We start from the raw sequence: 12,061 nt of genomic DNA, 5'->3' as shown, positions 1-12,061 counted from the left end.
ATTAAAACTTTATTAGTGAAATTATATCATATCCGTCAAGCTTTTTTCTACCATCTAAAAAAGTTAACTCACTCAAGAAAATAATGCAGTCTACTATTCCACCCAATTTTTCCACAAGTTTTGCAGAAGCATAAATTGTCCCACCAGTCGCTAGTAAATCATCAACTATTACAACCCTTTGCCCCTCCAAAATAGCATCTTTGTGTATTTCTAGTGAATCTATCCCATATTCCAGTTCATATTCATAGCTTAAAGTTTCTGCAGGTAGCTTTCCAGGTTTCCTGACAGGGACAAATCCCACACCCAACCTATAAGCTAAGGGAGCTCCAAACAAAAAGCCTCTTGCTTCTGGCGCTGCAATGAGGTCAAATTTTCTGCCATCTAAAGCTTTAGCTAACATTTCGATAGAATAACCAAAAGCTTGCGCATTTTTTAAAACAGGTGTGATATCTTTAAATTTTATTCCTTTTTTAGGAAAATCAGGAATTTCTCTGATCATCTGTTTGATTTCTTCTAATGTCATCACAAGACCTCCTTAAATTTTCTGGCTAACAAGGAACTTGGCAAATTCAATAAACTCTTTTTTAGCTGAGAATATCCTTTGCATTATTTGAGTTTGTTCAATATTAACCTTTTGTGACACGGAATTTTTGCTTAACATAAAAATATTATCACGTTCTTTTACATTTATCAATCCTATTTCTTGCATTGCTTTTATGCAAAATAAAAATTTTATTGGATTTAAATTCAGATGCGGATGTAAATGTTCTTTAAATAAAATGGTGTTTCCTTTTTCTATAAATTTGTAAAGTTTAATAAAATCTTTTCTCTGAGGAAAAATTTCATCAAAAGATTTTAAGTTATAATATATGTCTGATTCATTAAAGACTAAATGAATCTTTTTTCCTTGTGAATGATAAAGGATATAATAAAAAATTTCTTTTTTAAAAGGTATATCGTAAATAATTATGTCGTCATAATATTTAAGTGGTTCTAAAGAATTCGTAAAAAATAGTATGCCATTTTCTTTTTTGCAATTCATATTACAAAAAGAAAAATTAACAAACTTTTCTTTTTTGAGATATCTAAGTAATGACTTAAGTTCTACAGCAGTATTTACTATGACAGCTGTTTTGCTTTCCCCTTTAAAAAGTTTGAGCACATATTCCCACTTATTATTAATTCCTCTTTTATCAATTATATAATCAACTTTTCTATTTATTTCTTTTTTCTCTAGCTTGTATTCTATCATTATTTTACTCAAGTTTTTATAGTAGGAAAATAGAGGCAACTTAACTCTTAAATCTTTTACGTTTATGATTACTGACTCTATTCCATTCCAAGTATTTATTTCAACACTTCCTACAACATCTATTATATCCCCTATTTTTATATCGTTTCTTTTTTCTGCTGTATCGAACAACATAAGTTCATAGACAAATTTTCCTTTTTGGGCGATGATCTTTTTGTGTCTTCCACTATTTAAATCAAATATTTTTGTAACTGTTAAACCCTCAAATAAAAAATTAGGCCGCGGATTATTGCTGCCAAAAGGTTTAAGCTTTTGAACTTGCTTAGCTATTTCTATATCTATCTTTTCATTTTTAACCTTTGCCTCTATTTTTAAACTTGGGATTAAATCAAGTTCACTAAGCACAGTATCAGCGTATTCATTTATTTTTGCTTTAAAAATCTCCAAATTGTTTTTCTCAATATTTATTCCAGCAGCCATTTCATGACCGCCATATTTTATCAAATAATCTTTACAGTATTCTAATGCTTTATATAAATTAAAGCCTTCTATGCTTCGCCCCGAACCTTTGCCCTCCTCTTCCCCTAAACTTATAAGTATAGAGGGTCTATGAAACCTTTCTGTTATCCGAGAGGCTACAATTCCAATAACACCCGGATGCCAATTTTCATCCCACAGTACAATTACTTTTTCTCTATTCAAATCAACAGTCTCTTCTACTTTTTTGATTGCTTGTTGAAGTATTTGATTTTCTATCTGTTGTCTATTTAAGTTTTCCTGGTTTAAATATTCTGCTATCTTTTCTACTTCTTCTTTACTATGGCTTATCAATAATCTGACAGCCGCTTCTGCACTTTTGAGCCGACCTGCGGCATTAAGACGAGGGGCTAAGATAAATCCCACATGATATTCGTCAATTTCAACATTTTCTAATCCAGAAGCTTTTATGAGGGCTTTTAAACCTATATTTTGTGTTTCATTTAGTCTTTTTAGCCCTTCTTTTACAATTATTCTATTTTCTCCTAATAAAGGAACAATATCTGCAATCGTACCAATTGAAACGATATCCAAAAATTTATGAGCTTCTTCTCCAATAAGAGCTTGTGACAGTTTAAAAGCAACCCCTACCCCTGCCAGGTCACAAAAAGGATATTCAATACCAGGCAAATGGGGATTTATCACCACATCTGCTTGTGGTATCTCTTTAGGGATACTATGATGGTCAGTTATTATTACATCTATTCCCAAGATTTTAGCTTTTTCCACTTCCTTAACAGAGGTTATACCACAGTCTACACTAACTATAAGTTTTGTTCCCCTCTCTGCAATTTTGTCTATTGCTTCTTCATTTATACCATATCCTTCAACTAATCTTTCCGGTATGTAATAATCCAATTTTGCCCCTAATTTTTTTAAGGTTAAATATAGGATAGCAGTGGCAGTAATCCCATCAACATCGTAATCCCCATAAATGGTGATTAGATCCTTCGAGGCAATATGTTGTTGTATCAATTCTTTTGCTTCTTTTATTCCCCTTAAAAGATAAGGAGAGTGTAAATCTTTTAAATCAGGATTTAAAAAACTCTTAACTTCATGGAGGTTTAATCTTGATGCAAGCATGTCAGCAATTATTTTGGATAATCCATAAGTTTTTTGTATCTCTTGAGACAATTGAGAGTTTTTACTCTCTTTTAAAATCCATCTGTAAATTTTAGGCATCAAATCACCCACAAATTCTCCTATTTTTTTCTCCTCTCAATTATAAAGATTCGGTAGAAAACCCACAAACACAGAAATAAAGCAACTACATAACCAAAAAGTCCTAATACATTGTAACCAAAAACTTTATATCCCCCTTGAAATGTCAAAACCAGTGAAGAAGCTACAATTAACGCTGATGCTATAATACTTATAATAACCTTATTTACCATAATATTTAAGTCATAGCGCAAACTTCCATCTTCATCAAGGTTTATTCTAACCTTTATATCGTCTTTTATAAGCTTTGTCATTATACTTTGGATTTTGGAAGGAAGTTTTCTCAACACTATTATTGTTTTATGTAAATCTTTCGAGTTTTCTTTTAATATTTTTGTTAAACTAATGTTTCTCAAATATACTTCTTTTATAAAATCTTTAGCTACACTAGAAATGCTAAAGTCAGGATCTAAGCTCCTGCCAACGCCTTCTACTGTAGCTAAAGACTTTAAAAGTAAAGTAAACTCTGGAGGTAAAATCAGCTTATGCTTATAAACAGTTGTCATTATTTTTCTCATTGAATCATTAACACTGATATTTTTTAGAGGAGTACTGTAAAAATAATTTATTATATGGTTTAAATCGGATTTAAGGGTCCTAATATTAGTACTAGGCCTTATGGCGCCCACATCCGACAAAATTTCTACTACTTCCTCAATATCATTCTCGGCAAAAGCTCTGAAAAGTTCAATTATCATTTCCCTTGAGGATTTATCAAGGTAGCCTACAATTCCAAAATCTATATATGAAATTTTGCCATCATTTGTGATTAAGATATTGCCAGGATGAGGGTCACCATGGAAAAGGCCAAATTCATAAACTTGCAAAAATATAGCCCATGCTCCATCTCTTGCAACTTTCTTTAAATCGAAGCCTTTTTTAACAAGTAAATCCCTATTTTTTACACTTATGCCTTCTACGTACTCCATTGTGAGAACGCGTTTTGTAGTGTATTCCCAATATACTTTAGGTATGTATATATAATTTTCTTTCTCAAAATTCTCTCTAAAGCGTTCGGCATTATTCCCTTCTTGCGTGTAATCTAATTCATTGAAGAGAGATTCAGCTAATTCATCAACTATTTCGACAAAGTCCAATGGAGAATCAACTATGCGCTCGTTCAAAATTTTAGCAATACTTTTCAGAATTATTATATCAGCATTTATCTTTTGGGATACCTCTGGACGTTGTACTTTAACAACAACATCTTTCCCTTCTTTAATTTTTGCCCTATAGACTTGTCCAATAGAAGCAGAAGCAATAGGAGTTTCATCAAAATAAATGAAGAAGTCCGATATTTTGCCTTTTAACTCACTCTCTAAAATATTCTTTATTGCTATAAAGTCCTCTGGTTCTACCTCATCTTGAAGTTTTGCAAGTTCCAATAAAATATCATGAGGAATAAGGTCTCCTCTTGTACTTAAAAGCTGTCCCATTTTTATAAAAGTAGGGCCTAATTCCTCTAAAGTTTTCCGAATCCTCTCTCCAACTCCCATGTAATCATGATTTTTCAATATATGAAATGGGATATGCCTGCCGTTTAATAAAATCTCAGAAATAAAGCCAAACCCATTTTTAGTTAAAATCCTTAATATCTCCCTATATCTTCTAGTAATATTTTTATTTCTAAAAATAAAAGACAAATTCATTTTTTCACCTCATAGAAATATAGTAGCACTATTTCTCAAAAGATTATGCCACTATATTTTTTGTATTATTCATAAGCTTAGGCTTTTACAGGTTTATTAGAGGTTCTTCTCCTTTTTTCTCTATTCTTAATTAATACCCAAAGAGGAGTAGAAATAAAAATTGAAGAATACGCCCCTGACACTATTCCAATAAGCAAAGGTAGTGCAAAATCTTTTAATGCCTTAGGTCCTAAGAAATACATTAAAACAAGCATAATCAACGTAGTCAACGTTGTATTTATTGACCTTGTCATTGTCTGATTTACACTAACATTTGCAATTTGTGAATAATCGGATTTTTTCATAATTTTTAAATTATCCCTTATTCTGTCAAAAATCACAACAGTATCATTAACAGAATAGCCAAATACAGTCAAAACCGCTGCTATAAAAGGAGCATTAATTGTTATGTTAAAAATAGTATATATGGAAATTAGTATAAACACATCGTGGAGTAAGCCAATAATTGCAGCCTCGCTCATTTCAAATTCAAACCTAAATCCTAAATAGATAAACATTGCAACAGAAGCCAACAATAAAGCACCTATCATTCCAAATTTTATTTCTTCACCTAAAGAAGGTCCTACTTGCTGTGACATTATTAAGTCATTTTCTGTTAAGTTATATTTTTTGTAGATATCTTTTATTATTGAAAGTCGAATTTCATTGGCAATAGGACTTGTCTTAATTGAGACTTCATCACCTTTTGTCCCTATTTTTTGTATTTGAAAGTCTTTAACTTTATATCCGTTTAAAATTTTAATTATATCATTCGGATCAAAAGGCTTACCAATTCTAACCTCCATTATTGTTCCACCAGTAAAATCTATGCCCCAATTAAACCCATTTATAAACATTGCTATTACTCCAATCAAGATTACAATCCCTGAGATTGCAAACCAAATCTTGGTTTTTGAAATTACATCTATATTAAATCTATACTGATTCACTCAATTTCCCTCCTATGCTCCATAAACTTTTATATCCCTTGTCAAATCCATCTCCAGAAGTGCATGCAACAAAAATCTTGTTACAGTTATAGCTGTAAAGAAGCTGGATATAACACCTATTAAAAGTGTCAAAGCAAAACCTTTCACATTTCCCGAACCCATGTAAAAAAGTATAATAGCACCAATAATAGTAGTCATATTAGCATCAAAAACAGCTGTAAAGGCTCTTCTAAAACCTGCGTCTAAAGCAGCTCGTAAACTTTTACCTGCCCTTAGTTCTTCTTTAAATCTTTCAAAAATTAAAACATTAGCATCAACAGCCATACCAATTGACAATAGAAAACCTGCAATTCCTGGTAAATCTAAGGTTATATTAAATAAAGCATAGATTATTAAATTTATTAATATATATATTATAAGGGCTACATCTGCCATTATTCCTGGTAATCTATAAAAAGCTGCCATAAATAGTAAAATAAGTAATACGCCGTATATACCAACTTTGACAGCAGCATTGTAGGCACTAGGACCTAAAGTTGCACCTACAGAACTATAGGCTATTGGTTTTAATGTGACAGGCAAAGAACCCGCCCTTATAAGAGTCGCTAATTCAGATGCCTCTTGGAAGTCCTTCAAACCAGTAATCACCGCATTTCCATTTGTGATAACACTTTGCACTGTCGGTGCTGATATTACCTTATCATCTAAAACTATTGCAATAGGTTGATTTAAAAATTTTTGAGTAGCTTCTGCAAATTTTTTTGTTCCTTCAGCATCAAGTACTAACGTAACTTCTGGTTGTTGCACACCTGTTTCAGTTTGAGCATATACTGCTTTTGAATCTTTTACATTGGCACCTGTCAAAATAACTTGTCCATCTGGTCCTATAAATTTTAATTGAGCAGTTTTACCTATTATCTCTATTGCCCTATCAGGGTCATTCATGCCAGGCAACTCTACACGAATTCTATTTGACCCCTGTTGACTTATTACAGGCTGTGTCACGCCAAGAGCATCTACCCTGTTCCTTATGACTGCAATAGCTTTATTTATCGCATCTTGTGTAACATTACCTTGTGCTTCTTCTAATACATAAACGCCTCCTCTTAAGTCTAGCCCCAATCTCATGTGATCCTGTACTGGGCTTATAGAATAATTGCCTGCCTTTATTCCAAAAAAGGCTATATATGCAACTATTGCTGCAACAATGATTACAGAAAAAAATTTGATAAAACCTCTACTTCTCATTCGAATCCTCCTTCGTAGTTTAACTATTTTCTATTATATTACTTTTATTGTAAACGGTCAATTGCCCAAAGTTAGAAAAATGCAATTTTGCTAATTCTACATAATGTTCATAGGAGCGATGAATATTTTCAATTTCCTCTTGAGTAAGTTTCCTTATAACTTTTGCAGGATTCCCAAAAGCAAGACTGCCCTCAGGAATCTTTTTACCTCCTGTCACTAGTGATCCTGCTCCTATTATACAATTATCTCCTATTTCTGCATCATCTAATATAATTGCTCCCATACCTATTAGCACACTATTTCCTATCTTGCAAGCATGGACTATCGCCCCATGTCCTATTGTGCAGTAATTTCCTATATAACAGGGATGTCCCTCTGTAACATGTACAACACAATTATCTTGTATATTAGTTCCTTCTCCAACAACTATTTTATCTATATCTCCTCTTAGCACAGCCCCATACCATATATTTGCATCTTTTTTTATTTCTACATCTCCAATAACCTCTGCTGTTTCCGCTATATACGCCTCATCATCTATTTTGGGTTTCATACCCTTATATTCCTTTATAATCATTTTCCTCACCCTTTAGCATTTGATATGCTTTTATGGCAATCGCATTTTCAAAACGCCTTTTTTGCATTTCACAAGCCAGCTCATAAGGTTTATTAATATCTCCATTTAAGTTGTAGTTATTTGCAAAGCAACCTCCACTACAATAGAACCTTGCCCAACATTTTGTACATTCTTCTCTTTTGTAAATATCGCTTTCCATAAATTTTTGCTGTAATTCTTTATTAGTTATACCTTCTTCAAGATTTCCTAATTTAAATTCCTCAATACCCACAAATTGATGGCAAGGATAAATATCCCCATCGGGAGTCACCGCTATATACTCGAAGCCAGCACCACAGCCTTGAAGCCTTTTTTTAACGCAAGGCCCTCCTTCTAAATCTATTTTAAAATGATAAAAAGAAAAAGGCCTTCCTTCTTCGTATCTCTCTATATATTCTTCTGCTAATCTGTCATATTCATTTAAAATTCTCTCTAAATGCTCTTCCTTTAAGGTATATTCTTTATCTTCTTTTTCAACTACCGGCTCTACAGATATTTCATAAACTCCTAAATCAGCAATGTGCAACACATCATTGGCAAAATCTAAATTTTTTGCTGTAAAAGTCCCTCTCACATAGTATTCTTTTTTCCCTCTTGATTCAACGAATTTTTTTATTTTTGGAACTATTGTATCATAGGTTCCACTGCCGTTTACACGAACCCTCATGTCGTCATTTACTTCTTTTCTTCCATCTAAACTAAGTACCACATTAGAAAAGTTTTCATTAAAATATTTTATTTTTTCGTCATCCAATAGTACTGCGTTAGTTGTTATAGTAAATTTAATAGTCTTTTTGTTTTCTTTTGCCTTCTGTTTTCCATATTCTACTAATTGCTTGACTACTTCAAAATTTAAAAGGGGTTCACCGCCAAAAAAATCGACTTCAATGTTTTGCCTTTTCCCAGAACTTTTTATTAAAAAATCGATTGCTTTTTTGCCCGTCTCAAAATCCATCAACTTGCGACTACCTTTAAAATCCCCAGTAGAAGCAAAACAATACTTGCACCTTAAATTGCAATCGTGAGCAACATTTAAACACATCGCTTTTATAACAGAATCATTTCTCGACACTGCAATATCTTTATATATATCTTCTGAAAATAATAGCCCTTTTTCTTTTAATTCGTCAATTTCTGCAATAGCTTCCAGTATATCTTCTTTTTTATATTTATGTTGAAGTAAATTTACAATTTCTTCTTTTGAGTGATTTTCGTAAAAGTCCAAAATATCATAAATAATATCGTCTACCACATGGATAGAGCCACTTACCGGATCTACTACAATATTCATTCCCAGTCTTTTAAATTTATGCATTAACTCTGACATTTTTTAACCTCCATTGCAAGTTTAAATGGCAGTAACTATTTTACTGCCATTTTGAGTATTATGTATTAGTATTGGCACTCTTGGTTTGCTACAGTGCAAGATGTTTTACAAGCTGATTGACAAGATGCCTGGCATTCGCCACAGCCTGGCTTTTTTAAGCTATTTTTTAACGTTGGCCTGTTAATTGTTATAACATGCTTCATTTTTCTTCCCTCCTCTTCCTGATTTATTATAACACATAAAGAGAAGGAATTGAAGCTATAAATTGATGCCTATCATACCACCTAAAGCTCCTAAAACAGCTCCCCAAGCGTATTTTACTGCCCAAGAAGAAGTAGGCCCTAATTCTTTTACAAAAAATGCTCCTAAAACTAACATAATGGTTACATATAAAATACCAGCAATTCCTCCATTTAGCCAACCCTTGTTGGTGGTATGCCTTGCAGATAAGGCACCTGATAAAACTATACCTATTATGGTTATTAATAAAGTAAGGGTAGGTAAAGTTAATTCAGATACAGCTGTAAAGGTCAAAAGCAAAGCGTAAATTATGAAAAAACTAAGAGTGATAATGTAAGCTATTAAAACTCCTGTAAAAATTCCAGTAATATTTATGCCAGTTCCCTTTTCCATGCCAAACCTTCCCTTCAAAGTCTCACCCCCACAGTTTTCTTACTAATATGTATGCTTTTTATTTTAAACATAGTACATAAAAAAAGACGCGGCAAACCGCATCTTATCACTTTTCTTCTTTTTCGTTTTTGTCACTGGCTGAGCTTATAACTCCTCCAACTGCCCATTTTGCAATCTTTAGTCTCACCTTATCTGCTCCCATTTCTAAAGTTATCACATCGTCTTTGATGTTTAAGATCTTACCATAAAAGCCGCTTTTTGTAATAATCTCATCGCCAGGTTTTAAAGAATCAAGCATTTCTCTTTCTTTCTTTTGGCGCCTTTGTTGAGGTAAAATCAATAAAAAGTAAAAAATTGCAAGAAAAATAAGCAGTTGAACAATTACATAAGTCGTTTCTGGACTCATCAATAATCCTCCTTATTCCCATAATATTTTTCAAAAAACTCTTTCTTAAATTCAAGCAGCCGGTCTTGCTTTATAGCTTCCCTTATCCTCTCCATTAATTTAATGAGAAAATAAAGATTATGTAAAGTAGCAAGCCTTGCTGCTAAAATTTCGCCAGCCTTAAACAAATGTCTTATATAGGCCCTAGAATAATTTTTACAAGTATAGCAATCACATTCTTCGTCTAAAGGAAAAAAATCTTCTGCATAAGGGGCATCTCTTACTATTAATTTGCCTTTACTTGTAAAAACTGTTCCATTTCTCGCAATTCTCGTTGGAAGCACACAGTCAAACATATCAACACCTCGTATTACTCCCTCTATGAGGTCATCAGGACTTCCCACTCCCATAAGATACCTCGGTTTGTCTTCGGGTAAATTTTCCGTAGTCAAATCTACCATATCATACATTACATTTTTCGGTTCTCCTACACTTAATCCCCCTATAGAATATCCAGGAAAGTCCATGTCTACTAATCTTTGAGTACATTCTCTTCTTAAATCTTCATAAGTTCCACCTTGAACAATGCCAAAAAGAGCTTGTTTTTCTGTATATCTATGGGCTTTTTTCCCTCTTTCAGCCCATTTGATGGTAAACTCCATAGATTTTTTGACATACTCATAGTCTGCAGGATAAGGTGCACATTCATCAAAGGACATTATTATATCTGCACCTAAGGCATTCTGTATCTCTATCACTTTTTCTGGAGTAAAAAAGTGTCTAGACCCATCTATATGAGACCTAAACTCTACACCGTCTTCTGTAATTTTTCTTAAAGAACTCAAGCTAAAAACTTGAAATCCTCCACTGTCTGTTAAAATTGCTCTATCCCAATTCATGAATTTATGAAGTCCACCGGCTTTTTCAATAATTTTATGGCCTGGCCTTAAATATAGATGATAAGTGTTGCTTAAAATAATCGTTGCTCCAATTTCCTTTAATTCTTCAGGAGTCATAGCTTTTACAGTTGCTTGTGTTCCTACTGGCATAAACACAGGCGTTTCTATAGCACCATGGGGAGTTTCTAATATTCCCAATCTTGCTTTTGTTCTACTGTCTTTTTTGATAAGCCAATATTTAATCGCTGCCATTATATCCTCCTATTCTGGTCAAATTATAAGCATTGCATCTCCAAAGCTAAAAAATCTGTATTTATGTTCAATTGCTACTTGATAAGCCCTCATTATGTTTTCTCTACCAGCAAAAGCTGACACCATCATAATTAAAGTAGACTCAGGCAAATGAAAATTTGTTATCATACCGTCAATAGCCTTAAATTTGTAACCAGGATATATGAAAATATCAGTCCAACCACTTTTTTCTTTTACATAACCATTTTCGTCAGCAACTGTTTCAAGAGTCCGAGTAGAAGTTGTACCAACTGCTATGATTCTTCCACCACTTTTCCTAGTTTCATTTATTTCATTAGCTGCTTCTTTTGTAACAATATAAAACTCTTCATGCATCTTATGGTTTTCAATTTCTTCTTCCTTTACAGGTCTAAAAGTACCTAAACCTACGTGAAGAGTTATAAAAACAGTTTTTACTCCCATCTGCTTTATTTTTTCTAACAACTCTTTTGTAAAATGAAGCCCTGCAGTAGGAGCAGCTGCAGAACCTTCGTATTTTGCATAGACAGTCTGGTATCTATCCTTATTTTTTAATTTTTTCTTGATATAAGGGGGAACAGGCATTTCGCCTAATTTATCCAATACTTCTTCAAATACCCCTTCATAATAAAACCTTACTATTCTCCCTCCTGCTTCTGTAGCATCTAAAACTTCTGCTATTAGCTCTCCAGTTCCAAAAACAAATCTTGACCCTATTTTAGCTCGCCTTCCGGGTTTAACTAATGTTTCCCATTCATTACTGGATATCCTTTTTATAAGAACAAATTCTATTTTCCCACCTGAATCTTCTCTTCTTCCAATAAGACGAGCAGGAATAACTTTTGTGTCATTTAAAACAAGACAATCACCTGCTTTTAAATATTTTGTTATGTTTTTAAAAATATCGTGCTCAATTTCACCGGTTTTTTTATTTAAAACCATCAATCGAGAACTTGACCTGTCTTCTAAAGGTTCTTGTGCAATTAATTCTTTTGGTAGCTCAAAATAAAATTCACTGCGTTTCATTTTTCTTTG

12 protein-coding genes are annotated in these 12,061 nt (G+C 32.9%); all 12 read right to left on the bottom strand.

The genetic code is table 11. From position 1 onward, the window contains the following. Position 1: 1 nt before the first annotated feature. The 12 genes from TMATH_RS05375 to queA all read right to left on the bottom strand — a co-directional run bounded on the left by TMATH_RS05375 (position 2) and on the right by queA (position 12,052). On the bottom strand, positions 2-523 hold the full coding sequence (locus tag TMATH_RS05375; RefSeq protein ID WP_012995092.1) for an adenine phosphoribosyltransferase: 522 nt from the start codon (positions 521-523) through the stop codon (positions 2-4). A 12-nt stretch (positions 524-535) separates the two neighbouring features. Further along, complete coding sequence (gene recJ / locus TMATH_RS05370; RefSeq protein WP_013150235.1) at positions 536-2,983, bottom strand: single-stranded-DNA-specific exonuclease RecJ; 2,448 nt, start codon at positions 2,981-2,983, stop codon at positions 536-538. Positions 2,984-2,991: 8 nt separating this feature from the next. Then, positions 2,992-4,659: a 2-polyprenylphenol 6-hydroxylase gene (gene ubiB / locus TMATH_RS05365; RefSeq protein ID WP_012995090.1), complete on the bottom strand. Its 1,668-nt coding sequence runs from the start codon at positions 4,657-4,659 to the stop codon at positions 2,992-2,994. Between the two features lie 77 nt (positions 4,660-4,736). Next, positions 4,737-5,648, bottom strand: a complete 912-nt coding sequence (gene secF, locus TMATH_RS05360) for a protein translocase subunit SecF (RefSeq protein ID WP_012995089.1) — start codon at positions 5,646-5,648, stop codon at positions 4,737-4,739. Between the two features lie 12 nt (positions 5,649-5,660). Further along, complete coding sequence (gene secD, locus TMATH_RS05355) at positions 5,661-6,896, bottom strand: protein translocase subunit SecD (protein ID WP_013150234.1); 1,236 nt, start codon at positions 6,894-6,896, stop codon at positions 5,661-5,663. Between the two features lie 19 nt (positions 6,897-6,915). Beyond that, the gene (locus TMATH_RS05350; RefSeq protein WP_004401822.1) at positions 6,916-7,473 is read right to left on the bottom strand and encodes a gamma carbonic anhydrase family protein; all 558 of its coding nucleotides are present in this window, start codon (positions 7,471-7,473) and stop codon (positions 6,916-6,918) included. Next, entirely contained in the window at positions 7,454-8,839 is a 1,386-nt protein-coding gene (gene scfB / locus TMATH_RS05345) for a thioether cross-link-forming SCIFF peptide maturase (protein WP_013150233.1), read from the bottom strand. Before scfB ends, TMATH_RS05350 begins: the two co-directional genes overlap by 20 nt. 65 nt (positions 8,840-8,904) lie before the next feature. Next, positions 8,905-9,042: a six-cysteine ranthipeptide SCIFF gene (gene scfA, locus TMATH_RS11610; protein ID WP_003869763.1), complete on the bottom strand. Its 138-nt coding sequence runs from the start codon at positions 9,040-9,042 to the stop codon at positions 8,905-8,907. Between the two features lie 55 nt (positions 9,043-9,097). Beyond that, positions 9,098-9,490: a TIGR04086 family membrane protein gene (locus TMATH_RS05340; protein ID WP_003869762.1), complete on the bottom strand. Its 393-nt coding sequence runs from the start codon at positions 9,488-9,490 to the stop codon at positions 9,098-9,100. A gap of 88 nt (positions 9,491-9,578) precedes the next feature. Continuing rightward, positions 9,579-9,878, bottom strand: a complete 300-nt coding sequence (yajC, locus tag TMATH_RS05335) for a preprotein translocase subunit YajC (RefSeq protein WP_013150232.1) — start codon at positions 9,876-9,878, stop codon at positions 9,579-9,581. Then, entirely contained in the window at positions 9,878-11,008 is a 1,131-nt protein-coding gene (gene tgt, locus TMATH_RS05330; RefSeq protein ID WP_012995082.1) for a tRNA guanosine(34) transglycosylase Tgt, read from the bottom strand. The genes yajC and tgt overlap by 1 nt, the downstream gene beginning before the upstream one ends. Positions 11,009-11,026: 18 nt before the next feature. Next, positions 11,027-12,052, bottom strand: a complete 1,026-nt coding sequence (gene queA, locus TMATH_RS05325; RefSeq protein WP_013150231.1) for a tRNA preQ1(34) S-adenosylmethionine ribosyltransferase-isomerase QueA — start codon at positions 12,050-12,052, stop codon at positions 11,027-11,029. Positions 12,053-12,061 lie beyond the last annotated feature (9 nt).

This window comes from Thermoanaerobacter mathranii subsp. mathranii str. A3, from assembly GCF_000092965.1.
Classification (GTDB): Bacteria; Bacillota; Thermoanaerobacteria; order Thermoanaerobacterales; family Thermoanaerobacteraceae; genus Thermoanaerobacter; species Thermoanaerobacter thermocopriae.
This window is presented reverse-complemented; position numbering and strand designations above follow the sequence as displayed.

Bases quoted from the DNA above. Each gene is read 5' to 3' on its own strand.
- TMATH_RS05375 (WP_012995092.1), bottom strand. From the start codon at position 523: ATGACATTAGAAGAAATCAAACAGATGATCAGAGAAATTCCTGATTTT.
- ubiB (WP_012995090.1), bottom strand. From the start codon at position 4,659: ATGAATTTGTCTTTTATTTTTAGAAATAAAAATATTACTAGAAGATAT.
- secD (WP_013150234.1), bottom strand. From the start codon at position 6,896: ATGAGAAGTAGAGGTTTTATCAAATTTTTTTCTGTAATCATTGTTGCA.
- TMATH_RS05350 (WP_004401822.1), bottom strand. From the start codon at position 7,473: ATGATTATAAAGGAATATAAGGGTATGAAACCCAAAATAGATGATGAG.
- scfB (WP_013150233.1), bottom strand. From the start codon at position 8,839: ATGTCAGAGTTAATGCATAAATTTAAAAGACTGGGAATGAATATTGTA.
- scfA (WP_003869763.1), bottom strand. From the start codon at position 9,042: ATGAAGCATGTTATAACAATTAACAGGCCAACGTTAAAAAATAGCTTA.
- yajC (WP_013150232.1), bottom strand. From the start codon at position 9,878: ATGAGTCCAGAAACGACTTATGTAATTGTTCAACTGCTTATTTTTCTT.
- tgt (WP_012995082.1), bottom strand. From the start codon at position 11,008: ATGGCAGCGATTAAATATTGGCTTATCAAAAAAGACAGTAGAACAAAA.
- queA (WP_013150231.1), bottom strand. From the start codon at position 12,052: ATGAAACGCAGTGAATTTTATTTTGAGCTACCAAAAGAATTAATTGCA.